Raw genomic sequence first — 25,423 nt, 5'->3', positions numbered from 1 at the left:
CTACGACATCGACATGGTCAAGTGCATCTACTGCGGCCTGTGCCAGGAGGCCTGCCCGGTGGACGCCATCGTGGAAGGCCCGAACCTGGAGTTCGCCGTCGAGACCCGCGAGGAGCTCTACTACGACAAGGAGCGCCTGCTCGATAACGGCGACCGCTGGGAGCGGGAGATCGCGAAGAATCTGGAACTCGACGCGCCCTATCGCTAAGACAGCCGCGCGATTCCGCGGCCTTGCCGATTAGGCGCAGAACTCAGTTTTTTGAGGGGAGCTCGAACCCGCCGATGGCCCTGCAGGCGATCGCATTCTACTTGCTGGCGGCGGTGACCGTCCTCGCGGGCTTCGCCGTCGTCTCGGCGCGCAACCCCGTCCACTCCGTGCTGTGGCTGATCACGGCCTTCTTCTCGGCCGCGGGCCTCTTCGTGATGATGGGCGCCGAGTTCATCGCCATGCTGCTCATCGTCGTCTACGTGGGCGCGGTCGCGGTGCTGTTCCTCTTCGTCGTGATGATGCTCGACGTCGATTTCACGGCGCTGCGGCAGGGCTTCGCCCGGTACATGCCGCTCGGCCTGGTGGTCGCCGGCATCCTGGCCATCGAGATGATCATGGTCTCCACGACCGTGGCGACCCGCGGGGCGGCCCGGGGCAACGAGCTGCCGAACGCCGCGGGCGCGGCGTCGGGGCCGGACGTCACCAACGCCGAGGCGATCGGGCGGGTGCTCTACACCGACTACGTCTACTTCTTCCAGGCGGCCGGACTGGTGCTGCTGGTGGCCATGATCGGCGCCATCGTGCTGACGCTGCGCCACAAGCCCGGCGTGCGGCGCCAGCTGGTGGCCGACCAGGTCCTGCGCACGCCCAAGACCGGCATGCGCGTCGTCACCCTCAAGCCCGGCGAAGGGATCGGCGAATGATCGGCCTGCCGCACTACCTGGCGGTCGCCGCCATCCTGTTCACCATCGGCGTCTTCGGGATCTTCGTGAACCGGAAGAACATCATCGTCATCCTGATGTCGATCGAGCTCATCCTGCTCGCGGTGAACATCAACCTGGTGGCCTTCTCGGTCTATCTGCACAACGTGGTGGGGCAGATCTTCGCCATGTTCGTGCTGACCGTGGCCGCCGCCGAGGCCGCCGTGGGTCTCGCCATCCTCGTCACCTTCTTCCGCAACCGCGGCGACATCTCCGTGGATGACGCCTCGATGATGAAGGGCTGAGCGCTCAGACATGCCCGCCGAAACCCTCGTCAGCATCATCCTCTTCGGCCCGCTGGTCGGCGCGATCGTCGCCGGCCTGTTCGGCCGCCGGATCGGACACCTGCCGTCGCAGGCGGTGACCACCGGCCTGCTGTTCCTGTCCGCCGCCCTCTCGTGGGTGGTGTTCCTGGGCTGGATGGGCGGCTCCATCGAGCCGTTCACCGTCACCTACGCGCCCTTCATCCACGTGGGCGATTTCCAGTCCAACTGGGCCTTCCGCCTCGACGGCCTGTCGGCCGTGATGCTGGTGGTGGTGACCACCGTCTCCTCGCTCGTGCACCTCTATTCCTGGGGGTACATGGCGGAGGATCCGCACCGCGCCCGGTTCTTCGCCTACCTGTCGCTGTTCACCTTCGCCATGCTGGCGCTGATCAGCGCGTCCGACTTCATGCAGCTGTTCTTCGGCTGGGAAGGCGTGGGCCTGGCGAGCTACCTGCTGATCGGCTTCTGGTTCAAGAAGCCCACCGCCAACGCCGCCTCCATCAAGGCCTTCGTGGTCAACCGGGTGGGCGACTTCGGCTTCGCGCTGGGCATCATGACGGTGTTCTGGGCCTTCGGGACCATCCAGTTCGCCGAGATCTTCCCGCAGATCGCCGGCGGCGCCGCCCGCACCTGGGAGTTCGCCGGCCGCGAGTGGCCGCTGATGGACATCGCCTGCGCCCTGCTGTTCGTCGGGGCCATGGGCAAGTCCGCCCAGTTCTTCCTGCACACCTGGCTGCCCGACGCCATGGAAGGCCCGACCCCGGTGTCGGCCCTGATCCACGCCGCCACCATGGTGACCGCCGGCGTCTACATGGTCTGCCTGCTGTCGCCGATGTTCGAGTACGCCCCCGTGGCCAAGAACATCGTCACGGTCATCGGCGCGGTGACCGCGCTCTTCGCCGCCACGGTCGGCCTGACCCAGAACGACATCAAGCGGGTGATCGCCTATTCGACCTGCTCGCAGCTCGGCTACATGTTCTTCGCCGCGGGCGTGGGCGCCTATCAGGCGGCCATGTTCCACCTGTTCACCCACGCCTTCTTCAAGGCGCTGCTGTTCCTTGGCGCGGGCTCGGTGATCCACGGCATGGCCCACGAGCAGGACATGCGCCGCTACGGCCAACTGTCGAAGTACCTGCCGATCACCTATGCGGTGATGACCATCGGCACGATCGCGATCACCGGCCTGGGCATCCCGTTCGCCGAGCTGGGCTTCGCCGGCTTCTATTCGAAGGACGCCATCATCCACGCCGCCTACGAGGCGGGCGGGGCGGGCCAGCCGTTCGGCTACTTCGCCTTCATCATCGGCGTCCTGGTGGCCGGCCTCACCGCCTTCTACTCCTGGCGCCTGGCCTTCTTCACGTTCAACGGCCACGCCCGCTGGACCTCGGAAGACCTCGAGCACCACTGGCACAACCGTGACCACCACGGCCACGACGCGGCCCACGGCGCGGCCAGCGACCACGCCACCGCGGCCCAGATCGAGACCCATGACGAGCCGCTGTCGGGCGACGATCATGCCCACGGCCATGGTCACGCGCACGGCCACGGCCACGACCACGCCGGCCACGATCACAAGCCGCACGAGAGCCCCTGGACCATGCGGATCCCGTTGATCGTGCTGTCGATCGGCGCGATCTTCGCGGGCTTCGCCTTCCATCATCAGTTCATCGGCGACCACAAGGCCGAGTTCTGGCGCGGCGCGATCTACAACGCCCCCGTCCACCACGCTCCGGCCCATGCCGAGGCGACGGGTCCGGCGGCCGAGCATGGCGGGGCGGCCCACGCGGCGGCGCCCGCGGCCCACGGGGAGGCCAGCCATGCGGCCCAGACCGCGGCCGGCCCGGTCCCCGGTCACGACGCGTCGACGGCGGAAGAACATCACGCGCCCGCCTGGGTCGTGCTGGCGCCGCTGGTGGCCTCGATCCTCGGCCTGCTGATCGCCGTCTACGTCTACATCCTGCGGGAAGGCATGGGCGCGCGCATCGCCGCCCAGGGCGGGCCGCTCTACACCTTCTTCTACAACAAGTGGTTCTTCGACGAGCTCTACGAGGCGACCTTCGTGCGCGCCGCGCGGTTCCTCGGGGACCTGTTCTGGAAGGGCGGCGACCAGAAGGTCATCGACGGGCTCGGCCCCGACGGGGTCTCGGCGGTGTCCTACGCCGTCGGCCGCGGGACGGGCCGCCTGCAGACCGGCTTCCTGTACCACTACGCCTTCGTGATGCTGCTGGGCGTCGCGGGCCTGCTCACCTACGCCCTCTGGGCCTGGAACGCCTAAGGGGAGGGCGCAGACACCATGACCGGGCTCCTGTCCCTCATCACCTACGCGCCGCTCGTCGGCGTGGCCGGCATCCTGATCCTGCGCCTGCTGCGCGGGGCGGAGGACGCGGGCGTCGTCAACGCGTCCAAGTGGATCGCCCTGGTGGCCACGGTCGCCACCTTCCTGCTGTCGATCCTGCTGGTCGTGCAGTTCGACCCCGCAAACCCGGGCTTCCAGTTCGTGGAAGACGTGCCGTGGTTCGCCGGCATCAGCTACCGCATGGGCGTGGACGGCATCTCGGTGCTGTTCGTCCTGCTGACCGCCTTCCTGATGCCGCTGTGCATCGCGGCGTCGTGGCGCTCGATCGAGAACCGCGTCCCCGAGTACATGATCGCCTTCCTGGTCCTCGAGACCTTGGTGATCGGCGTCTTCTGCGCCCTCGACATCGTCCTGTTCTACATCTTCTTCGAGTTCGGCCTGGTCCCGATGTTCCTGATCATCGGCATCTGGGGCGGGGCCCGGCGCGTCTACGCGGCCTTCAAGTTCTTCCTCTACACCCTGCTGGGCTCGGTCCTGATGCTGGCGGCGATCCTCGCCATGATCGGCATCTCGGGCACCAGCTCCATCCCGGAGCTGATGGCCTACAAGTTCGATCCCAGCCTGCAGACCTGGCTCTGGCTGGCCTTCTTCGCCTCCTTCGCCGTGAAGATGCCCATGTGGCCGGTGCACACCTGGCTTCCCGACGCCCACGTGGAGGCGCCGACGGCCGGCTCGGTGATCCTGGCGGGCATCCTGCTGAAGATGGGCGGCTACGGCTTCATGCGCTTCAGCCTGCCGATGTTCCCGAACGCCTCGGAGCTGTTCACGCCGCTGGTGTTCGCGCTCAGCGTCATCGCCGTCGTCTACACCTCGCTGGTCGCCTTCCGGCAGACCGACATCAAGAAGCTGATCGCCTACTCCTCGGTCGCCCACATGGGCTTCGTGACCATGGGCATCTTCTCGGGCAACGCGCAGGGCGAGCAGGGCGCGCTCTTCCAGATGATCTCCCACGGGGTGATCTCCGGGGCGCTCTTCCTGTGCGTCGGCGTCGTCTATGACCGCATGCACACCCGGGAGATCGCCTTCTACGGCGGGCTGGTGAACCGCATGCCCTGGTACGCCGCGGTCTTCATGCTCTTCACCATGGGCAACGTCGGCCTGCCGGGCACCTCGGGCTTCGTCGGCGAGATCCTGACCATGACCGGCGCCTACCAGGCGTCCACCTGGGCGGCCATCGTCGCCGCCACGGGCGTCATCCTCTCGGCCGTCTATGCGCTGTCGCTTTACCGCCGGGTGATCTTCGGCGAGCTGGTGAACCCCAAGCTCTCCGCCATCGACGACCTGGACTGGCGCGAATGGGCGATCTTCGTGCCGCTGATCGTCTCCACCCTCTACCTGGGCGTTCAGCCCAACTCCGTGTTCAACGTGACTGCGGCCTCGGTCGACCAGCTCGTCTCGGTCTACCGCGCGGCTGTCGGGGGCTAAGCCGACAATGACGTTTTCCGCCGACCTCGGCCTCGCCTTTCCTGAGCTGATCCTGGCGGGCGGCGCGCTTCTGCTGCTCGTCTGGGGCGCGTTCGCGCCGCGCATGACCACGGCGCTCGCCGCCGCCGCTATCGTCATCCTGCTGGGCGCCGCGGTGGCCACCGCCACCGGCCCGTTCGGCCGCGCCTTCTCGGGCGGCCTGATCTCGGACGCGGCGGCGACCTTCGCCAAGGTCGCCATCTACGTGGCCTGCGCCGTCTGCATTCCGCTGGGCCAGCGCTGGTTCGAGCGGCGCGGCGTGCGCAACTTCGAGTTCCCGGTGCTGATCCTGCTGGCCGCCCTGGGCATGGGCATGATGGCCTCGGCCGGCGACCTGATCTCGCTCTACGTCGGAGTCGAGCTGCACTCGCTGGCGCTCTACGTGCTCGCCGCGATGCGCCGCGACGACGGCAAGGCCTCCGAGGCCGGCCTGAAGTACTTCGTCCTGGGTTCGCTCTCCTCGGGCCTGCTGCTCTATGGCGCGAGCCTGGTCTACGGCTTCGCCGGCTCCACGATCTTCACGGACATCGCCGCGGCCGCCCAGGGCGGCGCCAATACCGGCCTGCTGTTCGGCCTCGTGTTCATGATCTGCGGCCTGGCCTTCAAGGTCTCCGCCGCCCCGTTCCACATGTGGACCCCGGACGTGTACGAGGGCGCGCCCACCCCGATCGTGGCCTTCTTCGCCGCGGCGCCGAAGCTTGCCGCCATGGTGCTGTTCGCCCGCCTGCTGGGGGAAGGCTTCGCCGGCGCGGTGCCGCAGTGGCAGCAGGTGCTGGTGGCCATCGCCCTGATCTCGGTCTTCGTGGGCGCCTTCGCGGGCCTCGCCCAGAAGAACCTCAAGCGCCTGTGGGCCTACTCCTCCATCGCCAACATCGGCTACGCCGTCCTGGGCCTGGCCTCCGGCACCGGCGAGGGCGTCCAGGCCATGCTGGTGTTCATGGTCCTCTACATGATCGACGTGACCGGCTTCTTCGCCTGCCTGTCGGCCCTGTCGCGCCAGGGCCGGTCGATGGAGACGCTCGAGGACATGGCCGGCCTGATCAAGGAACAGCCGGGCATCGCGCTCGCTATGACCGCCTTCTCGCTCTCGGCGCTCGGCCTGCCGCCGTTCTCCGGCTTCTGGGCCAAGGTCTATGTGTTCAAGGCCGCCATCGACGCCGGCCTCGGCTGGGCGGCCGTCGCCGGCCTGGTGGGCTCCGTGGTCGCCGCCTTCTACTACCTGCGCCTGATCAAGGTGATGTGGTTCGACGCGGCGAGCGGCGCCACTGACAAGCCGGCCATCGAGGCGCGCCTGATCGCGGTGGGCCTGGCTGTCTTCTCCTTCCCTGTCGTGCTGATCGCGCTGACCTGGCTCGACCCGGCGGCGGCGCGCGCGGCGGCGGCCTTCGGTCTCGCCTAGTTGGCCGACCATCCGCCGATCGAAGCTTACGACGAGATCGACTCCACCAACGCCGAGGCCCGTCGGCGGGCCGAAGCGGGGCAGGGCGGTCCCGTCTGGCTGACGGCGGCGTTGCAGACCGCAGGCCGCGGCCGGCGCGGCCGGGCCTGGTCCACGCAGCGGGGCAACCTCGCCGCCACCCTGTTGATGACCACCGACCTGCCGCCGGTCGAGGCGGCCCAGGTCTCTTTCGTGGCCGCGCTCGCCGCCTGCGATCTCGCCGACACCTGCCTCGGTCCCGGCGCCGCGCGGCTGAAGTGGCCCAACGACGTCCTGGTGCATGGCCGCAAGGCGGTCGGCATCCTGGTGGAGTCCGGCGCGCGGGAGGATGCCCGGCTCTGGCTGGCGGTTGGGATCGGCGTGAACCTCGCCCACGCCCCGCAGGACGTCGAACGCCCTGCCGCGGCCTTCGCCGATCACATGGCCGGCCCGCCGCCGCGGCCGCTCGACGCGCTCGAGGTGCTGGCGACCCGCTTTGAAGCCTGGCGCGCGCTCTGGGCCACCCAAGGGTTCCCGCCCGTCGCCCGCGGCTGGACCGAGCGCGCCATGGGCCTGGGCGAACGCTGCGAGGCGCGGCTGCCGAACCGCACGGTCAGCGGGGTCGCCGAGGGGCTCGACCTGGACGGCGCGCTGCGCCTCAGGCTGGACGACGGCGCCCTGGAGCGCATAACGGCAGGCGACGTCTTCTTCGGGGGCTCCTGATGCTGCTGGCGATCGAGCAGGGCAACACCAACACGCTGTTCGCGGTGCATGATGGCGAACGCTGGACCGCTCAGTGGCGCGCCGCCACCGAGAGCAGTCGCACGGCCGACGAATACGCCGTCTGGCTATCCCAGCTGCTGGCCATGGCCGGCCTGCAGCTCGGCGTCTTCAACCACTGCATCATCTCCAGCGTGGTGCCGCAGTCGATCTTCAACCTGCGCAACCTCGCCCGGCGCTACCTGCACGTGGAGCCCCTGGTGATCGGCGAGAACGCCGAGCTGGGCATCCCGGTGCGCATCGACAAGCCGTCGGAAGCCGGCGCCGACCGCCTGGTGAACGCCATCGGCGCCCACGTGGCCTATGAGGGCGCCCTCATCGTCATCGACAGCGGCACGGCCACCACCTTCGACGTCGTGGCCCCCGATGGCGGCTTCGAAGGCGGGGTGATCGCCCCCGGGATCAACCTTTCCATGGAAGCGTTGCACAGCGCGGCGGCCAAACTCCCGCGGGTGGCCATCCAGAAGCCGCAGCGGGTCGTGGGCACGGATACGGTGGGCGCGATGCAGTCGGGCGTGTTCTGGGGCTACATTTCTCTCATCGAAGGTCTTATCTCCCGCATCCGCGCCGAGCAGGATCGCCCGATGAAGGTGATCGCCACCGGCGGCGTCGCCTCGCTCTTCCACGGCGCGACGTCCTCCATTGACCATTTCGACCCCGACCTCACCATTCGCGGCATGCTGGAGATCTGGCGCCGCAATACGAAAGCATCCTGATGGCGCGTGACGCCCAAGACGAGCTCGTCTTCCTGCCGCTCGGCGGATCGAACGAGATCGGCATGAACTTCAATCTCTACGGCTTCGGACCGCCGCACGACCGCAAGTGGGTGATCGTCGACCTCGGCGTCACCTTCGGGGACCAGTCGACGCCCGGCGTCGAGGTGATCCTGCCCGACCCCGAATACATCGAGGAATACGCCGACCGCATCCTCGGCATCGTGGTCACCCACGCCCACGAGGACCACATCGGCGCGGTGGCGCACCTTTGGCCGCGCCTGAAGGCGCCGATCTACGCCACGCCGTTCACCGCCTTCGTCCTGCGCGAGAAGCTGCGCGAGGCCGACCTGGTGGACGAGGCCGAGATCACCATCGTGCCGCTGGGCGGCGTGATCGAACTCGGCCCGTTCCGGATGGAGCTGATCACGCTCACCCACTCCATCCCGGAGCCGAACGGGATCGCCATCCGCACGCCGCTGGGCACCGTGCTGCACACGGGCGACTGGAAGATCGACCCCGATCCGGTGCTGGGCGCAGCCACCGACCAGGAAGCCATCCGCCGTTTGGGGGACGAGGGCGTCCTGGCCATGGTGTGCGATTCCACCAACGTCTTCGTGGACGGGGTCGCCGGGTCCGAGGCCGCGGTGCGCGACACCCTGGTCCCGCTGATCGGCTCGATGAAGGGCAAGATCGCGGTCGCCTGCTTCGCCTCCAACGTGGCGCGCATGGACAGCGTGATCCGCGCCGCCGAGGCCAACGGCCGCCGCGTCTGCCTCGTCGGCCGCTCCATGCACCGCATGGCCGCCGCCGCGAAGTCGGTGGGCCTGATGCAGGACGTCCAGGAGTTCATCCCCGACACCGAGGCCAAGCACCTCCCGGCCAACAAGATCCTCTTCCTGTGCACCGGCAGCCAGGGCGAGCCGCGGGCCGCGCTTTCGCGCATCGCCGAGGGGACCCATCCGCACGTCAGCCTGGGGGCGGGCGACGCCTGCCTCTTCTCCTCGCGGGTCATCCCCGGCAACGAGATCCCGATCCGCAACCTGCAGAACAAGCTCACCGAGCGCGGCGTGCGCCTCTACACCGAGCGCGACCACCCGGGCATCCACGTCTCCGGCCACCCCTGCCGTGACGAGCTGGCCGAGATGTACCGCTGGGCGCGGCCGCAGATCGCCGTGCCCACCCACGGCGAGCGCCGCCACCTGCTCGAGCACGTGGCCTTCGCCCGCGACCTGCAGGTTCCGCAGCAGGTCGCCCCGCGCAACGGCGACATGGTGCGCCTGGCGCCCGGCCGGGCCGAGGTCATCGACGAGGTGCCGGCGGGCCGGCTGTACGTCGACGCCGGCGTGGTCACCCCCGAGAACGGCGAGGCGCTGCGCGAGCGCCGGCACGCGGCCTACAACGGCATGCTGGCGGTCTCCGTGGTCCTCGACCGCAAGGGCAAGATCCTCGCGGGCCCCGAGGTCCGCGCGCTCGGCCTGCCCACGGACGCCGACTACCCGCTGGACGACGTGCTCGACGATCTTTCGGAGGAGGCCGAGAATGCGCTCGACCGCCTCAGCCGCGAGAACCGCGACCTCGACGACAACGTCGAGACCGCCATGTCCCGCGCGGTGAAGAAGGCCAGCCAGCGCATCTGGGGCCGCCGTCCCGTGGTCGAGACCATCGTGCTTCGGGTCTGACGCCGCGTGATCTCGCGCTCGCGCCCGGGCGGGCGTATAGGCGGGAGCATGATCGGAAGACTGAACCACATCGGCGTCGCCACGCCGTCCATCGACGAGTCCGTCAAGCTCTACCGCGACGTGCTGGGGGCCACCAAGATCGGCGAGAAGTTCGCCATGCCCGAGCAGGGGGTCTGGGTCTGCTTCGTCGACCTGCCCAACAGCCAGGTGGAGCTGATCGAGCCGCACGGCGACAGCTCGCCGCTGAAGGGCTTCCTTGAAAAGAACCCAATGGGCGGGCAGCACCACGTCTGCTTCGAGGTGGACGACATCATCGCCGCGCGCGACGACCTGGCGGCCAAGGGCGCGACCGTGCTCAACAACGGCCAGCCCCGCATTGGGGCGCACGGCACGCCGGTGATCTTCGTCCACCCGAAGAACATGGGCGGCGTGCTCGTGGAACTGATGGAAAGTCCCAAGGGAGCCCACTGATGGGTCCGATCACCGGGGTTGCGATCTACATCACCATCTGGTGGACGGTGCTGTTCGCCGTCCTGCCCTGGGGCGTGACCAGCCACGCCCAGGCCGGCATTGACCGGGGCGACGGCGGCGATCCGGCCGCGCCGGTGGATCCCAAGCTCAAGAAGAAGTTCGTGACCACCACCTGGATCTCGGCCGTCCTGTGGCTGGTGGTCTGGGCGGTGATCCATTTCGGCCTGGTCAAGCTGCCGAGCCTGCCGTCCGGCTACTAGCCGGGCGTTGCCAAGCTGACGCGGCGGGGGCTATCAGGGCCGCTCGCCAAGACCAGGGACGAAAAGCCAGACCGATGCGCCTCTCGCGTTACTTCATGCCCACCCTGCGCGAGGCGCCGTCCGACGCCCAGATCGTCTCCCACCAGCTGATGCTGCGGGCCGGCATGATCCGCCAGGAGGCGGCCGGCATCTACGCCTGGCTGCCGCTCGGCCTGAAGGTGCTGAAGAAGATCGAGCAGGTGGTGCGCGAGGAGATGGACCGGGCCGGCGCCGTCGAGATCCTCATGCCGACCCTGCAGCTCGCCGACCTCTGGCGCGAGAGCGGCCGCTACGACGCCTACGGCGAGGAGATGCTGCGCATCAAGGACCGCCACGAGCGGGACCTGCTGTACGGCCCCACCGCAGAGGAGGTCGTCACCGACATCTTCCGAGCTTATGTGAAGTCCTACAAGGACTTGCCGAAGAATCTTTACAACATTCAGTGGAAGTTCCGCGACGAGCGCCGGCCCCGCTTCGGGGTCATGCGCGGCCGCGAGTTCCTGATGAAGGACGCCTACTCCTTCGACCTCGACGCCGAGGCCGCGCGCCGGTCCTACAACCGGATGTTCCTAGCCTACCTCAACATCTATGCACGCCTGGGCCTCAAGGCGATCCCCGTGCGGGCCGACACCGGCCCCATCGGCGGCGACCTGTCCCACGAGTTCATCATCCTGGCGGATACCGGCGAGAGCGAGGTCTTCGCCCACCGCGACCTGGTGGAGATGGGCGCCCCCGGGCCGGACCTCGACTGGGACGGCGACCTGCAGCCGCTCGTCGAGCAGCGCACCCGCCTCTACGCCGCCTCCGACGAGATGCACGACCAGGCCCGCTTCGAGGCCGAGGCCGCCCCGGACAAGCGGATGACCGCCCGCGGCATCGAGGTCGGCCACATCTTCTACTTCGGCGAGAAGTATTCCAAGCCCATGGGCGCCAAGGTGACGGGCCCCGACGGCAAGGACGTCATCGTCCACATGGGCTCCTATGGCGTCGGCGTCTCGCGCCTGGTGGGCGCGATCATCGAGGCCAGCCACGACGAGGCCGGCATCATCTGGCCGCAGAGCGTCGCGCCCTTCGGGGCCGCCGTGGTCAACCTGCGGCCGGGCGAGGCCACCGTCGACGAGGTGGCCGAACAGGCCTACCGCGCGCTGGCCGACCGTGGCCTGGAGCCCTGCCTGGACGACCGCGACGAGCGGCCGGGCGCCAAGTTCGCCTCGCTGGACCTCGTTGGTGTGCCCTGGCAACTGATCGTCGGCCCCAAGGGCGTCGCCGAGGGCGTGGTGGAGATCAAGCGCCGGGCCACCGGCGAGCGCCAGACCCTGCCGCTCGACCAGGCGCTCGCCGCCATCTGCGCCGGATGAGCGAGGCCGCCGCCCCCGTCGGCGGGCGCGCCCCGCCGTTCGGCCTGTGGGAGCGCATGCTCGCCGGCCGCTACCTGCGCGCCAAGCGCAGCCAGGGCGGCGTGGCGCTGATCTCGATCATCTCCTTCATCGGCATCATGCTGGCGGTGGCCACGCTGATCATCGTGATGAGCGTGATGAACGGCTTCCGGGCCGAGCTCCTGGGCCGCATCCTGGGCTTCAACGGCCATGTCTTCGTCACCGGCCCGGTGCTCGACGGCGAGGCCCGCGACCCCGCCGTCCAGCGCGTCCTAAAGGTGCCCGGCGTGCGCCAGGCGGCCCCCGTGGTCGAGGCCCAGGCCATCGCCATGGGTCCCACCCAGATCTCCGGGGCCATCGTCCGCGGCCTCGCGCCCCGCGACCTGCAGGCAACCGCCATCGTCGCCGGCAACATCACCCGCGGCTCCCTGCGCGGCTTCGGCGAGGGTGAATACGGCGGCGACGTGATCCTGGTGGGCGACCGCCTGGCCCAGGCCCTGGGCGTGGGCCCCGGCGACACGCTCACCCTGATCTCCCCCAGCGGCGGCGCCACGGCGTTCGGCGGCACGCCCCTGCAAAAGCCCTACACCGTGGGCGGCGTGTTCAGCGTCGGCATGAGCCAGTACGACCAGGCCTACATCTACATGCCCTTCGAGCAGGCCCAGCTGTTCTTCGGCCGCGAAGGGACCGCCGACGTCATCGAGATCAAGGTGGCCGATCCGGACAAGGCGCCCCGCCTGAAGGCCGCCATCAACCGCGCCGCCGGCCCCGCCGCCCTGGTCACCGACTGGACCCAGCGCGACAGCTCCTTCTGGGGCGCGCTGAAGGTGGAGCGCAACGTCATGCGCCTGATCCTGATGCTGCTGGTGGCCATCGCCGCCATGAACATCATCTCGGGCCTGGTCATGCTGGTGAAGAACAAGGGCCGCGACATCGCCATCCTGCGGACCATGGGGGCGGGGCAGGGGTCGATCCTGCGGATCTTCTTCATGTCCGGCGCCTCGATCGGCGTGCTGGGCACGCTCGCCGGCCTGCTGATCGGCGTGGTGTTCTGCACCTTCATCGGCGAGATCCAGCAGTTCGTGGAGTGGGCCACCGGCCAGGCGGTGTTCTCCTCCGACGTCTACTTCCTCGAGCGCATCCCGGCCAAGGTCGACTGGATGGAGGTGGTGATCATCACCTCCTGGGCGCTCGGCATGAGCTTCCTGGCCACCCTGCCGCCGGCCTGGCGGGCCTCGCGCCTCGATCCGGTGGAGGCGCTCCGCTATGAGTGAGACCGTCCTCTCAATCCGCGGCCTGGAGCGCACCTACGAGACGGCCGCCGGCGGACTGACCGTCCTGCGGGGCGTCGACCTCGACCTGCACGCCGGCGAGATCGTCGGGCTGATCGGCCCCTCGGGCTCGGGCAAGTCGTCCCTTCTCCACGCCGCAGGTCTGCTCGAGCACCCCAACGCCGGGCGGATCAGCGTCCTTGGCCAGGACTGCACGGACCTCTCCGACGCCCAGCGCAGCCGGGTGCGCCTGGCCACCGTCGGCTTCGTCTACCAGTTCCATCACCTGCTGCCGGAGTTCTCGGCGGTGGACAACGTGGCCCTGCCGCAGATGATCGCCGGCAAGCCGCGCAAGGCCGCCCAGGACCGCGCCCGCACCCTCCTGGAAGAGCTCGGCCTCAGGGATCGCGCCAACCACCAGCCGGCCCAGATGTCCGGCGGCGAGCAGCAGCGGGTGGCGATCGCCCGGGCCCTGGCCAACAGGCCGCGCCTGCTGCTGGCCGACGAGCCCACCGGCAACCTCGACCCGACCACCTCGGCCGCCGTGTTCGAGAACCTCTACGCGCTTGCCCGCCGCGAAGGCGTCGCCGCCCTCGTCGCCACCCACAACCTCGAACTCGCCCGCCACATGGACCGCGTCTTCGCCCTCAAAGACGGCCACTTGGAGCCCCAGGGCTGACGCAGACCCTTGCCTCCCACGTCCGCAGGACGGGGGAGGGGGACCGTCGGCCGAGGCGCAGCCGAAGAGCCGATGGTGGAGGGGGCGACCGATTGCACCGGACAAGACCGATCTGTGTGGCAGGCCGCGGACCAGGCCCTTGCCGGCCGCCGCCCCCTCCGTCACGCGCTCTTCGGCGCGCGCCACCTCCCCCGTCCTCTGCGGGACGGGGGAGGCAAGAGGCCCCCCTTCACGACTCCGCCGATCGGCGTAACCTTGCTCCGCCGGCGGGGAGGCGGCGGCCCTGGACGCGGAACTGGCCTTCTTCGCCGTGGACGCGGTCACGGCCGCCCTGGCGGTGCTGATCGGCGCGCGCCTGTTCCTCGCCGGCCCGACCTCCGCGGCCGGCCAGCTCGTCGGCTTGATCGCGCTCGCCATCGTCGCTCACGTCGTGCTCGGCCGGGCCGACTACGCGCCCTGGATGGCGCCCGCCTATCGCCTGGAGGTCGGCCCCTGGCGACCGGCGCTGAACCTCGTACGCAACGCCGGGCCGGGGCTCTTCATGCTGCTGGCGCACCGGCTGTTCAGTGAGCGGCCTCGGGTCCCGCCGCCCCTGCTGGCCCTGTTCGCCCTGCAGCTCTTCCTGGAAGAGCCCGTCCAGGCCTTCCTGCCAGCGGGGACCGTCCTGCCCCGGCTGCTGGCCGAGGCCGCGCCCACCGCCCTGCAGGCGTTGTTCGCCGGCCTCGCCGTCTTCTGGACGGTGGAAAGCTGGCGCCACGACCTCGTCGAGCCCCGCCGCGGCGCCCGCCTGGTCCTGGCGGTCGTGCTCGGCGCCAACGCCGTCGCCTCCAGCATCCTGCTGCGGGTGGTCATCCCGGCCGACACCATCGCCAACTACCGCGGCCACCAGGTGCTCAGCCTGGCGCATCTCGCCACCCTGGCGGGGCTCGCCTTCGTCTTCCTGCGCGCCGACGCGCTGGCCCAGGTCCTGCCGCCCGGTCCACGGCCACGGACGGCTCCGGTCGCGGACGGGCGCGACGACCGAGACCTGGCCGCGCTGCGCGGTCTCATGGCGGCCGGCGCCTACGCCGAGGCGGGGCTGTCGCTCCACGCCCTGGCCGCCCGCCTGGCCATCCCAGAGTACCGCCTTCGGCGGCTGATCCACGAGGGACTCGGCCACCGCAACTTCAACGCCTTCCTCCACGAGCATCGCATCGCCGAAGCCTGCCGCCAGCTCGCCGACCCCGCCCTGCGCCGCACGCCGATCCTGACCATCGCGCTTTCGGTCGACTACAGCTCGGTGAACACCTTCAACCGCGGCTTCCGCGAGGCGAGGGGACTCACGCCCTCGGAGTTCCGGGCCCGCGCCTCGGCGCAGCCCCCGGCGGATCCGGCTCCCGCCGCAGCCGACGCCCTCACCGAAACCTGAAATCCAGCGCCATTTTCTGCGGGGCGAGCCGCCCTTGCAGGTCCTGGTGAGACATCGGCCGCGCGGCCGCGGCAGCGTCGCGCCCGGTCCCCACGCCTGGGGACGCCGGGAGGCCGCCGATGGGTGCGCGCAAGTTCTACCTCGACTGGCTGCGGGTGATCGCCTTTGGCCTGCTCATCCTCTTCCACACGGGCCTTCTCTACGGGACCTGGACGTACAACCTGAAGAGCCCCCGCATCATCCCGGCTATGGACTGGCCGCTCAGCGCGCTCGGCGCCTGGCGCATGGTCATGCTGTTCGTGATCTCCGGCGTGGCCAGCCGCTTCCTGATCCAGAAGCTGGGGGCGGGCGGGTTCGCCTGGAACCGGCTGGTGCGCCTGCAGCCGGTCATCCTGTTCGGGATGTTCGTGGTCATCCCGCCGCAGACCTGGGTCGAGCTGACCGCCAAGGGGGTCACCCACCAGGACTACCTCGGTTTCTGGCTTGGCTCCTATCTGGCCGCCGACCAAACCCTGGTGGCGCCGCTGGGCAAGACCATGCCCACCTGGGACCACCTGTGGTTCCTGGTCTACCTCTTCGCCTACGCCATGGTCCTGGCGGCGGTCTTCCCCCTCATCGGGCGCACGCGCCAGGCGCGGATCGGGGCGGGCGTGCCGGTTGCCGCGTTCCTCCTGCTCCCCGCCCTCTGGGGCGCCTTCGCCCGGGTGGCCATGGACCGCTGGTGGCCGCAGACCTGGGACTTCGTGCATGACGGCGGCGCCCACCTCCTGTGGGCCGGAGCCTTCGTGACAGGCGTGCTCCTGGCGGGCCGTGACGATGTCTGGCGCCTTCTGGCGGCGCGCCGTCGCCCCGTGGCGCTCGCCGCTGTCCTGCTGCTCGCGGTGAGCCTCGCCTGCCGCGCGTGGGCGGTCTCCGGCCCGCCGCACGGGCTGGGGTCCGTCGCCTACTGGATCAGCGACGGGATCTACGGCTGGATCATGGTGCTGGCGGTGTTCGGATATGCGGTCCGCCACCTGAACCGCGACTCAGCGGCCCTGCGCTACCTGAACGAGGCCATCCTGCCGATCTACGTGCTGCACCAGCCCATCCTGCTCGCCGCCGCCTGGCTCCTCTTTCCCCTGGCCCTCCCGCTGCCCCTGGAAGGCGCGCTCTTGGCCCTGATCACCCTCGCCGGCGCCCTGGCCCTCCACCACCTCGCCATCCGCCCCTTCCCCCCGCTCCGCTTCCTCTTCGGCCTCAAGCCCTTGCCTCGCATCTCCTCGCCGACCTAGACCGTCCCCAACCCCGATCGTCATCCCCGGGCTTGTCCCGGGGACCCATGAACACCTGATAAGGCCGCTGATGTGCAGGTGGCGCCGTCCCGCCCTTCTGGAGCCGCGGAGATCATGGGTCCCCGGGACAAGCCCGGGGATGACGGCTGGGAAGAGGGGCGACGTTAGTAGCTTTGCTCGCGGGGGCTCAGGTGCGCCAGCGGCCCTTCCTCGCGTATCAGCGCCGGAAACAGGTCGTCCCACGTCGGGTTCTCGCGTTCGATCAAATTGATCTTCCACGCACGGGGGTAGCGCTTGAGCGCCTTCTCGCGTTGGATCGCGCTCAGGATATCCTCGTGCGCCTCGAACCAGACCAGCCGCTTCACGCCATATCGGCTGGTGAACCCGCCGCGTGTCTCCGCCCGATGCTCCGAGACCCGCTGCACCAGTTGGCTGGTCACCCCTACGTAAAGCGTACCATGCCGGCGGCTCGCGAGCATGTAGACCGCATTCATCACCCGCCGCCGAACCGCGTCGCGCCGTCCTCCCCGATCACGCACTGCGGGTTCCAGGCGACCTCCCACATGTGCCCGTCGGGGTCGGCGAAATAGCCCGAGTAGCCGCCCCAGGGCGCGTCTTCCGGCGGCTTGGTGGCCGTCGCGCCGGCCGCGAGCGCCTGCGCGAAGGTGGCGTCCACCTCGGCCTTGCTGCGCTCGTTGATGGCCAGGGTGATCCCGCTGAAGCCGCCGTCCACCGGCCGCCTCGCATCCGCCGCCAGGTCGTCGCGGCCGAACAGCGCCAGGCCCAGGCCCGGCAGCTGGTAGAAGCAGACCTCGTCCAGCGCCGTCTGCGGCCGCCAGCCGAGCCCGTCCTCGTAGAACCGCCGCGCGAGGGGGAGGTCGGCGACGCCCAGGGTGATGAGAGAGATTCGCTGTTCCATGAGCTACCGCTTGGCGCTCCAGGCCTCGACCTGGTCGGCGGGCGAGGCAGCGCCATTCTCCAGCTGATCCATCAGCGCCAGCCAGGCCTTGCCGGCCGCTTCCTGCTCCGCCTCGGTATGGGTCAGGTGCATCTCGTAGACGTACTCTCCGAACCGGGCCACGAGCATGATCTGAACCCGTCCGTCGCTGTCCAGCCAGCTGCGCGTCGCCACCTCCGCGGTCCGTCGAGGGCGACTGAGGCGGCGCGCCACACCCGACTCCGCCTCCGCGGCCTTGATGCGCGCCTCGAACACCTTGCGGTCATCCGAGGTGTCGGGCGTGCGCGTCACGAACACCGTCAGCCAGCTCTCCTGGCCGGCCAGGTGGCAGGCGAGGTCCAGGCTCTCGTCCGACGGGTCGAGCAGGAGCACGCGGCTCCGGCCAAAATCGCCGTACTGGGTTGGGCAGACGTAGCCGGACCCGCGGAACACGAGCCCGCCGCCCGGCCCCGGGCGCAGAAACCTGCCGTCGGGGCCGTAGAACGCGATGGTGTCGCCGCGCTTGAAATCCTGCGGCCGGAACAGCATGGCTTGGGGCCCGCCGAGCGTCTCGACGGCGAGGTTCACGGTCCCGCCGGCCTGCTGGTGCGTCGCCAGGGCCTCGAGACGGGCCTCGAGCAGGTCCTTGAGGTCCTGCGCCACGGTTTCGGCCGACGGCGGCCCATCGTAGGTTCTGACCAGCAGGTGCAGGTCTTCGTCCACGCCGACCAGGTGGTAGACCGGCGGCCGGGTCACGGTCGGCAGGCCGCGTCGGCTCCGGTTCCACTCGGCGGCGTCTACCAGCGAGGGACCGCTCACAACTACGAAGTAGTCGGTGCGTTCAGGCGTGGTGATGAGCTGGCGCGCGCCCGCTGGCCCGCCGGCGTGGATGGTCCACACGCGGTCCTCAGCCGCGAAGCGCGCGACGGGACAGCCCCCGGCCGGCGCCTCGGCGGGAAGGGCGCCGCTCCCGCTCAGGTCCTGCAGCGCCAGGAACGTCGCAGCCATCAGTGACGCGGCCGAAGTCTCGCTGAGCGGCCCCTTCAGCGGAAGCGGCTGCCCCGCCGCGGCCGGCTGGGCGCGGGCGCAGGCGCCCGGATCGGGCAGGGTCTGGAACATGGTTGCGGCGTCGGGCGCAGCCGCAGCTGCCAGCAAGGCGAGGGCGGCGAGGGCGGCGTGCAGTGACATGTTAGCTCCCGTTACGGTTGCTGGGATAGCGGAGCTTGACGCGGAACAAAACAGGAAATAGGAACATTCACCGAACATCCACAGCAGGAACGCCGCACATGGCCCGTCTCGCCCGCGAATCACTGGCTTTTGCCTCGGTCGCCAGCTTTGTCTGGATGATGTGCGCAGTGGCGGCTCACGTGGGGTGACGCCATGAGCCGGATGGGGGAGAAGGCCGGGTTGAACGAGGAAGGTCTAGGCTTCGTCCACCTGCGGGTCCGCTCCGCCTATTCGCTGCTCGAAGGGGCGATCAAGGCCGACAAGATCGGCGCGCTCGCCCAGGCCGACGGGATGCCGGCCGTCGGGATCTGCGACCGCGCCAACCTGTTCGGCGCCTTGGAGTTCTCCGTCGCCACCAAGGGGGCAGGGGTCCAGCCGATCATCGCCTGCGCCCTGCCGGTTTCCGGGATCGGCGAGCGCCCGCCCGAACGCTGGGCGAAGACCCCGACCGTGGTGCTGATCGCCCAGAGCGAGAAGGGCTACCTGAACCTCTGCGAGCTCTCCTCCATCGCCTATGTGGAGAACGACGGGACCGAGGAGCCGCATGTCCCCTGGACCAAGGTCGCCGAACGGGCCGAGGGCCTGATCCTGTTGTCGGGCGGGCCCGACGGGCCGGTGGACAACCTGCTGGCGGCCGGCAAGGTGAAGGAAGGTCGCGCGGCGCTTTCCGAGATGCACCGGGCCTTCGGCGACCGCTTCTACGTGGAGCTGCAGCGTCACGGCGCGCCGGCGGAGGCGGCCGCCGAGGGCGAGCTCGTGGCCTTCGCCTATGACGAGGACGTGCCGCTCGTCGCCACCAACGACTGCTATTTCGCCAAGGCCGCCATGTACACGGCGCACGATGCGCTGCTCTGCATCGCGGACGGCAGCTTCATCGGCCAGGACGAGCGCCGGCGGATCACGCCGGAACATTGGTTCAAGCCCGCCGCCGAGATGCGGACCCTGTTCGCCGACCTGCCCGAGGCCTGCGACAACACCCTCGACATCGCCCGGCGCTGCGCCTTCCTGGTGGCTAAGCGCGACCCGCTGCTGCCCAGCTTCCCGACCGAGGGCGGGCGCTCGGAGGCCGAGGAACTGGCCCACCAGGCCCGCGAAGGCCTGAAGATGCGGATGGCCCGCGGCCAGGCCAACGCCTTCCCCGCGGAGGAGTACGAGGCGAGGCTCGAGCGGGAGATCGGTGTGATCACCCAGATGGGGTTCCCCGGCTACTTCCTGATCGTGTCGGACTTCATCAAGTGGGCGAAGGCGCACGACATTCCGGTGGGGCCGGGCCGGGGCTCGGGGGCGGGTTCGCTCGTGGCCTACGCGCTGACGATCACCAACCTCGATCCGCTGCGCTACGGCCTGCTGTTCGAGCGCTTCCTGAACCCCGAGCGGGTCTCCATGCCCGACTTCGACATCGACTTCTGCCAGGAGCGGCGGGAGGAGGTGATCTCCTACGTCCAGCAGCGCTACGGCCGCGACCGCGTGGCGCAGATCATCACCTTCGGCACCCTGCAGGCGCGCGCCGTGCTGCGCGACGTCGGGCGTGTGCTGCAGCTGCCGCTCGGCCAGGTGGACCGCCTGGCCAAGATGGTGCCGGCCAACCCGGCCAATCCGGTGACGCTGGCCCAGGCCATCGACATCGAGCCCCGGCTGAAGGAGGCGCGGCGCGAGGACGAGGGGGTCGCGCGCCTGCTCGACATCGCCTTGCAGCTGGAAGGCCTCTACCGCAACGCCTCGACCCACGCCGCCGGCGTCGTCATCGGCGACCGTCCGCTGACCGAGCTCACCCCGCTCTACCGCGATCCGCGGTCCGAGCTGCCGGCCACCCAGTTCAACATGAAATGGGTGGAGAGCGCGGGCCTGGTGAAGTTCGACTTCCTCGGCCTGAAGACCCTGACCGTCATCGACCGGGCGCTGAAGTACCTGGAGAAGCGCGGCGCCCGGGTCGAGATGGAGACCCTGCCGCTCGACGACCCCAAGACCTACGAGCTGATGAGCAACGCCCAGACGGTGGGGGTCTTCCAGCTCGAAGGGCAGGGGATGCGCGACACCCTGCGCCAGCTGCGGCCCAACTCCATCGAGGACGTGACCGCCATCGGGGCGCTCTACCGCCCCGGCCCGATGGACAACATCCCGGCCTTCGTGGACTGCAAGTTCGGCCGCAAGCCCATCGACACCCTGCACCCGACCCTGGCGCCGGTGCTGAACGAGACCTACGGCATCATCGTCTACCAGGAACAGGTGATGCAGATCGCCCAGATCCTGGCGGGCTACAGCCTGGGCGAAGCCGACCTTCTCCGCCGCGCCATGGGCAAGAAGAAGAAGGAGGAGATGGACGCGCAGCGGGCGCGCTTCGTCGCCGGCGCCGAGCAGAACGGCATCCCGCCGGCCCAGTCCGGCGCCATCTTCGACCTCGTGGACAAGTTCGCGGGCTACGGCTTCAACAAGTCGCACGCCGCGGCCTACGCCTTCATCAGCTACCAGACCGCCTGGCTCAAGGCGAACGCGCCGGTGGAGTTCTTCGCCGCCTCGATGAGCCTCGATATCGCCAACACCGACAAGCTCTCGGTCTTCTACCAGGACGCCAAGCGCTTCGGCGTGAAGATCTGTCCGCCGGACGTGAACCGGTCGGCCGCCGACTTCGAGGTGGAGAACGGCGAGGTGCTCTACGCGCTCGGCGCCATCCGCAACGTCGGCATGCAGGCCATGCAGCACGTGGTCGAGGTGCGTCGCGAGGGCGGTCCGTTCCGGGACATCTTCGACTTCGTGGAGCGCGTCGATCCCAAGCAGGTCAACAAGCGCACCTTCGAGACCATGGCCCGGGCCGGGGCCTTCGATTCCATCCACCCGAACCGCGCCCAACTGGTGGAGGCCGCCGACCTGCTGGTCAGCTTCTCGCAAACCGTCGCCAACCAGCGGGCGTCGGACCAGGCCGTGCTGTTCGGCGACGCCACCGACCAGCTGGCTGCGGCCCAGAAGAAGAAGATGCCCAGGCGCGAGCCCTGGACGCCCACCGAGCGCCTCGACGAGGAGCTGGCGGCGATCGGCTTCTACCTCTCCGGCCATCCGCTCGAGGACATGATCGAGGCCCTGCGCCGCAAGCGCACGGACCTCTACTCCGACGCCGTGGCCAAGGCGCTCGGCGGGGCCGAGGCGCTGCGCATGGCCGGCATCGTGCGGCGCAAGCTCGAGAAGCCGGGCCGCACCGGCGAGAAGTTCGCCTTCGTCACCCTGTCGGACCCGACCGGCGAGTACGAGGTGCTGTTCCCGCCCGAGACCCTGCGGCGCTGCCGCGATTTCCTGGAGCCGGGCAAGGCGGTGTCGATCCGGGTCCGGGCCAAGGCCAGCGAGGGCGAGGTCCGCTTCTTCGGCGACGACGCCATGCCCGTGGAGAAGGCCGTCGAGAACGCCGTCGCCGGCCTGCGCGTCCACGTGGCGCCCCGCAGCGCCGAGATCGAGGCCCTGAAGAAGCGTCTGGAGGGGGTGACCGACCCGCGCGGCGGTGAGATCCTGCTGGTCGCCGGCCTGGGCCAGGGGCGCGAGGTGGAGCTGAAGCTCCCCGGTCGCTTCACCTTGAACGGCGCCGTGCGCGGGGCGCTCAAGACCGCGCCCGGCGTGGTGTTCGTGGAGGATCTCTAGAGGAAGGAGAAGCGTGCCATGTTGCGTCCCGTCCTGATCATCGCCGCCGCCCTCGCGACGGCCGCCCCCGCCGCCGCCCAGAGCTACGGAACCTTCGCCCCCGGCCAGAGCAAGCCCGGCGGCTACGGCACCTTCGCGCCCGGCGGTCCCAAGCCCTACCAGCCGAAGTCCTACGGCGTCCCCAGTCCGACCGCCCCGGCGGCCGGCGCCCCGCGGACCTACGCCCCCTATGCTCCGACGGCGCCAACTTCGCCCGCCTTCGCGCCTTACGAGCCCTGGAAGCCCAGCTCCACCACCAGCCTCTTCGGTCCCGACGGCAAGCCGAAGCGGCGCTAGGCGGCGGCCGGTCTCCCCGGCTTGATTTTCCGGCGCTTTCACCCTAAATGCGCCGCTCCAATCCACACGCAGGTGTGCGGCCAGGTCGGGGAGACATCCCGGCCCGTCCGTTCCGGTCCTCTTCGGAGGGTTTGCCTGCGGCGGTTCAACCGGAAGAAAGAGAAGACACAGACGATGGCTCTGCCTGAATTTTCCATGCGCCAGCTGCTCGAAGCCGGTGCGCACTTCGGCCACCAGACGCACCGCTGGAACCCGAAGATGGAGCGCTACATCTTCGGCAGCCGCTCCAACATCCACATCATCGACCTGTCGCAGTCGATCCCGCTGCTGCACCAGGCTCTGGTGAAGGTTCGTGAAGTCGCCGCCTCGGGCGGCCGCATCCTGTTCGTCGGCACCAAGCGCCAGGCGTCCGAGCCGATCGCCACCGCCGCCCGCCGCTGCGCCCAGTACTACGTCAATCACCGCTGGCTGGGCGGCACGCTCACCAACTGGCGCACCGTGTCGGGGTCCATCGCCCGCCTGCGCGAGCTGGAAGGCCTGGTGGACAGCGAGGGCCAAGGCCGCTCCAAGAAGGAGCTGCTGACGCTCACCCGCGAGAAGGACAAGCTCGAGCTGAGCCTCGGCGGCATCAAGGACATGGGCGGCATCCCCGACCTGATGTTCGTGATCGACACCAACAAGGAAGCGATCGCGATCCAGGAAGCCCGGAAGCTGAACATCCCGGTGATCGCCATCCTGGACACCAACTGCAACCCGGACGGCATCACCTATCCGATCCCGGGCAACGACGACGCCGCTCGCGCCATTCAGCTCTACTGCGACCTGATGGCCGACGCGATCCTCGACGGCCTGGCCGCCGGTCATGCGGCCTCGGGCGTCGACCTCGGCGCCTCGGAGGCCCCGATCGAGCCGGCGCTCGCCCGTGAGCTTACGCCGGAAGCCGCCGAAGCCCCGGCCGCTGACGCCCCCGCGGCCGAGGCCGGCGCCGAAGCCGCGCCCGAGCAGCAGTAATCGGCCCGCCGGGCGCAGCTGCCCGGCGGTCACACCACCTTGATGGCGGGTCCCCATGGCGGGGGCCCGTCGGATTTCAGATTGAAGGAGCTGACCATGGCGGAAATCACCGCTGCGCTGGTCAAGGACCTGCGCGAGAAGTCCGGCGCGGGCATGATGGACTGCAAGAAGGCCCTGCAGGAGAACAACGGCGACCTCGAAGCGTCGATGGACTGGCTGCGGACCAAGGGTCTGTCCAAGGCCGCCAAGAAGTCCGATCGCGCCGCCGCGGAAGGCCTGGTGGCCGGCCTCGTCTCCGATCACGGCCGCAAGGGCGTCCTGATCGAGCTCAACGCCGAGACCGACTTCGTCGCCAAGAACGACAAGTTCCAGGCTGCCGCCCGCAACATCGCGGCCACCGCCATCGCGCTGAATTCGCTCGAGCAACTCCACGAGGCGAAGACCGCCGAAGGCGAGGTGATCAACGACATGATCACCAACCTGATCGCGACCATCGGCGAGAACATGCGCCTGCGCCGCACGGCCAAGCTGGAAGTCGAGCAAGGCGCCGTCGCCCTCTACCTTCACAATGTGCAAGGTGAAGGCGTGGCCCGTCTTGGCGTGCTGGTGGCCCTGGAAGGCGCCGGCGACCAAGCCAAGCTGAAGGAAGTCGGACGCCGCATCGCCATGCACGTGGCGGGCACCCCGACCCCGCCTCTGGCGCTGAACTCCGACGAGCTCGACCCGGCGGTCGTGGCCAAGGAGCGCGAGATCCAGACCCAGACGGCGATGGAATCCGGCAAGCCGCGCGAGATCGCCGAGAAGATGGTCGAGGGCCGCATCCGCAAGTGGCAGGAGGAGGTCGTCCTCCTGAAGCAACCCTTCGTGATGAACCCGGACCAGACGATCGAGCAACTGATCGCCGAGACGGCCAAGGAAACGGGCTCTCCGGTGTCGGTGAAGGGCTTCGTGCGCTTCGCGCTCGGCGAGGGCGTCGAGAAGACCGAAGGCCCGGACTTCGCGTCCGAGGTGGCCTCGATGACCGGCCAGGCCTAACAGCCTCCGGCGAAAAACAAGGGCGCGGCCGCGTCGACGCGGTTCGCGCCCTTGGTATATCTACTTCCCCGCTCTCAAGACGGATCGCCGATGCCCGACGCCCCGCCGCGCTACAAACGTGTCCTGCTCAAGGTCTCGGGCGAGGCCCTGATGGGCGACCAGCCCTTCGGCATCGACACCGGGGTTCTGGATCGGACGGCGCATGACATCGCCGAGGTGGTGAAGTCCGGCGTTGAGCTCTGCCTGGTGATCGGCGGCGGCAACATCTTCCGCGGCGTCTCGCTGGCGGGCCGGGGCATGGAGCGGGCCCAGGCCGATTACATGGGCATGCTGGCCACGGTGATGAACGCGCTGGCGATGCAGGGCGCGCTTGAGAAGATCGGCGTCTATACCCGGGTGCAGTCGGCGATCCCGATGGAGGCGATCTGCGAGCCCTACATCCGCCGCCGCGCGCTGCGGCACCTCGAGAAGGGCCGGGTCGTAATCTTCGCCGCTGGCGTCGGGGCGCCCTTCTTCACGACGGACACGGGCGCCGCCCTGCGGGCCGCCGAGATGGGCTGCGACGCCCTCTTCAAGGGCACCAGCGTCGACGGCGTCTATACCGCCGACCCCAAGAAGGATCCGTCTGCGGAGCGCTACGAAACGCTGGACTACCAGACGGTGCTCGCCAAGGACCTGCGCGTGATGGACGCTTCGGCCACCAGCCTGATGCGCGACAGCGGCATCCCGATCGTGGTGTTCTCGATCCGCGAACGGGGAAATTTCATGAAGGTGCTGAACGGGCAGGGGGTCTATACGACCATCGCCTGAGGCCCTTTCGAGACTAGGTTC

25 protein-coding genes are annotated in these 25,423 nt (G+C 69.4%); 22 read left to right on the top strand and 3 right to left on the bottom strand.

Annotated elements, in window-relative coordinates:
• The 16 genes from VIL67_RS17565 to VIL67_RS17490 form a co-directional block, all read left to right on the top strand.
• Nucleotides 1-208, top strand: a 208-nt coding sequence (locus VIL67_RS17565; RefSeq protein WP_332042984.1) for a 4Fe-4S binding protein, incomplete at its 5' end; no start/stop codon positions are given.
• 74 nt (nt 209-282) lie between these two features.
• Nucleotides 283-912, top strand: a complete 630-nt coding sequence (locus VIL67_RS17560; protein WP_332050199.1) for an NADH-quinone oxidoreductase subunit J — start codon at nt 283-285, stop codon at nt 910-912.
• Nucleotides 909-1,214 (top strand): NADH-quinone oxidoreductase subunit NuoK, encoded by a 306-nt coding sequence (gene nuoK, locus VIL67_RS17555; protein WP_332050198.1) that lies wholly within the window; start codon nt 909-911, stop codon nt 1,212-1,214. The genes VIL67_RS17560 and nuoK overlap by 4 nt, the downstream gene beginning before the upstream one ends.
• A 10-nt stretch (nt 1,215-1,224) precedes the next feature.
• Complete coding sequence (gene nuoL / locus VIL67_RS17550) at nt 1,225-3,510, top strand: NADH-quinone oxidoreductase subunit L (protein ID WP_332050197.1); 2,286 nt, start codon at nt 1,225-1,227, stop codon at nt 3,508-3,510.
• 18 nt (nt 3,511-3,528) lie between these two features.
• Entirely contained in the window at nt 3,529-5,016 is a 1,488-nt protein-coding gene (locus VIL67_RS17545) for an NADH-quinone oxidoreductase subunit M (protein WP_332050196.1), read from the top strand.
• Between the two features lie 7 nt (nt 5,017-5,023).
• Entirely contained in the window at nt 5,024-6,454 is a 1,431-nt protein-coding gene (nuoN, locus tag VIL67_RS17540) for an NADH-quinone oxidoreductase subunit NuoN (RefSeq protein ID WP_332050195.1), read from the top strand.
• A complete protein-coding gene (locus VIL67_RS17535; RefSeq protein WP_332050194.1) occupies nt 6,455-7,195 on the top strand; it encodes a biotin--[acetyl-CoA-carboxylase] ligase in 741 nt (246 codons plus the stop codon). It abuts the gene before it with no gap.
• On the top strand, nt 7,192-7,968 hold the full coding sequence (locus VIL67_RS17530; protein WP_332050216.1) for a type III pantothenate kinase: 777 nt from the start codon (nt 7,192-7,194) through the stop codon (nt 7,966-7,968). Before VIL67_RS17535 ends, VIL67_RS17530 begins: the two co-directional genes overlap by 4 nt.
• Nucleotides 7,968-9,647 (top strand): ribonuclease J, encoded by a 1,680-nt coding sequence (locus VIL67_RS17525; RefSeq protein ID WP_332050193.1) that lies wholly within the window; start codon nt 7,968-7,970, stop codon nt 9,645-9,647. The genes VIL67_RS17530 and VIL67_RS17525 overlap by 1 nt, the downstream gene beginning before the upstream one ends.
• 48 nt (nt 9,648-9,695) lie before the next feature.
• Complete coding sequence (mce, locus tag VIL67_RS17520; protein ID WP_332050192.1) at nt 9,696-10,118, top strand: methylmalonyl-CoA epimerase; 423 nt, start codon at nt 9,696-9,698, stop codon at nt 10,116-10,118.
• On the top strand, nt 10,118-10,378 hold the full coding sequence (locus VIL67_RS17515; protein ID WP_332050191.1) for a DUF1467 family protein: 261 nt from the start codon (nt 10,118-10,120) through the stop codon (nt 10,376-10,378). Before mce ends, VIL67_RS17515 begins: the two co-directional genes overlap by 1 nt.
• Before the next feature lie 74 nt (nt 10,379-10,452).
• Nucleotides 10,453-11,775 carry a proline--tRNA ligase gene (gene proS, locus VIL67_RS17510; protein ID WP_332050190.1) on the top strand — a complete coding sequence of 441 codons (1,323 nt, stop codon included), beginning with the start codon at nt 10,453-10,455 and terminating at the stop codon, nt 11,773-11,775.
• Nucleotides 11,772-13,067 carry a lipoprotein-releasing ABC transporter permease subunit gene (locus VIL67_RS17505; protein ID WP_332050189.1) on the top strand — a complete coding sequence of 432 codons (1,296 nt, stop codon included), beginning with the start codon at nt 11,772-11,774 and terminating at the stop codon, nt 13,065-13,067. Before proS ends, VIL67_RS17505 begins: the two co-directional genes overlap by 4 nt.
• A complete protein-coding gene (locus tag VIL67_RS17500; RefSeq protein WP_332050188.1) occupies nt 13,060-13,743 on the top strand; it encodes an ABC transporter ATP-binding protein in 684 nt (227 codons plus the stop codon). Before VIL67_RS17505 ends, VIL67_RS17500 begins: the two co-directional genes overlap by 8 nt.
• Nucleotides 13,744-14,053: 310 nt before the next feature.
• Nucleotides 14,054-15,151: a helix-turn-helix transcriptional regulator gene (locus tag VIL67_RS17495; protein WP_332050187.1), complete on the top strand. Its 1,098-nt coding sequence runs from the start codon at nt 14,054-14,056 to the stop codon at nt 15,149-15,151.
• A gap of 119 nt (nt 15,152-15,270) precedes the next feature.
• Nucleotides 15,271-16,422, top strand: coding sequence for an acyltransferase family protein (locus VIL67_RS17490; RefSeq protein WP_332050186.1), 1,152 nt, complete (start codon nt 15,271-15,273; stop codon nt 16,420-16,422).
• 164 nt (nt 16,423-16,586) lie between these two features.
• Here VIL67_RS17490 and VIL67_RS17485 read toward each other — a convergent pair whose 3' ends face one another.
• The 3 genes from VIL67_RS17485 to VIL67_RS17475 are packed head-to-tail and all read right to left on the bottom strand — an operon-like array spanning nt 16,587 to nt 18,547.
• The gene (locus VIL67_RS17485; RefSeq protein ID WP_332050185.1) at nt 16,587-16,916 is read right to left on the bottom strand and encodes a GIY-YIG nuclease family protein; all 330 of its coding nucleotides are present in this window, start codon (nt 16,914-16,916) and stop codon (nt 16,587-16,589) included.
• Nucleotides 16,916-17,341 (bottom strand): VOC family protein, encoded by a 426-nt coding sequence (locus tag VIL67_RS17480; RefSeq protein ID WP_332050184.1) that lies wholly within the window; start codon nt 17,339-17,341, stop codon nt 16,916-16,918. Before VIL67_RS17480 ends, VIL67_RS17485 begins: the two co-directional genes overlap by 1 nt.
• 3 nt (nt 17,342-17,344) lie before the next feature.
• On the bottom strand, nt 17,345-18,547 hold the full coding sequence (locus tag VIL67_RS17475) for a hypothetical protein (RefSeq protein ID WP_332050183.1): 1,203 nt from the start codon (nt 18,545-18,547) through the stop codon (nt 17,345-17,347).
• Nucleotides 18,548-18,645: 98 nt separating this feature from the next.
• On the opposite strand from VIL67_RS17475, the gene sidA reads away from it, so the two are divergent.
• The 6 genes from sidA to pyrH all read left to right on the top strand — a co-directional run bounded on the left by sidA (nt 18,646) and on the right by pyrH (nt 25,402).
• Complete coding sequence (sidA, locus tag VIL67_RS17470) at nt 18,646-18,735, top strand: cell division inhibitor SidA (RefSeq protein ID WP_332050182.1); 90 nt, start codon at nt 18,646-18,648, stop codon at nt 18,733-18,735.
• Nucleotides 18,736-18,748: 13 nt separating this feature from the next.
• Nucleotides 18,749-22,210 (top strand): DNA polymerase III subunit alpha, encoded by a 3,462-nt coding sequence (gene dnaE, locus VIL67_RS17465; RefSeq protein ID WP_332050215.1) that lies wholly within the window; start codon nt 18,749-18,751, stop codon nt 22,208-22,210.
• A gap of 18 nt (nt 22,211-22,228) precedes the next feature.
• Nucleotides 22,229-22,546, top strand: coding sequence for a hypothetical protein (locus VIL67_RS17460; protein ID WP_332050181.1), 318 nt, complete (start codon nt 22,229-22,231; stop codon nt 22,544-22,546).
• Between the two features lie 174 nt (nt 22,547-22,720).
• Nucleotides 22,721-23,557, top strand: coding sequence for a 30S ribosomal protein S2 (gene rpsB / locus VIL67_RS17455; RefSeq protein ID WP_332050180.1), 837 nt, complete (start codon nt 22,721-22,723; stop codon nt 23,555-23,557).
• A 96-nt stretch (nt 23,558-23,653) separates the two neighbouring features.
• A complete protein-coding gene (gene tsf, locus VIL67_RS17450; RefSeq protein ID WP_332050179.1) occupies nt 23,654-24,592 on the top strand; it encodes a translation elongation factor Ts in 939 nt (312 codons plus the stop codon).
• A gap of 90 nt (nt 24,593-24,682) precedes the next feature.
• On the top strand, nt 24,683-25,402 hold the full coding sequence (gene pyrH, locus VIL67_RS17445) for a UMP kinase (protein ID WP_332050178.1): 720 nt from the start codon (nt 24,683-24,685) through the stop codon (nt 25,400-25,402).
• The last annotated feature ends 21 nt before the right edge of the window (nt 25,403-25,423 follow it).

It is taken from the genome of Phenylobacterium sp. (assembly GCF_036563385.1).
In the GTDB taxonomy this organism is placed as follows: domain Bacteria; phylum Pseudomonadota; class Alphaproteobacteria; order Caulobacterales; family Caulobacteraceae; genus Phenylobacterium.
This window is presented reverse-complemented; position numbering and strand designations above follow the sequence as displayed.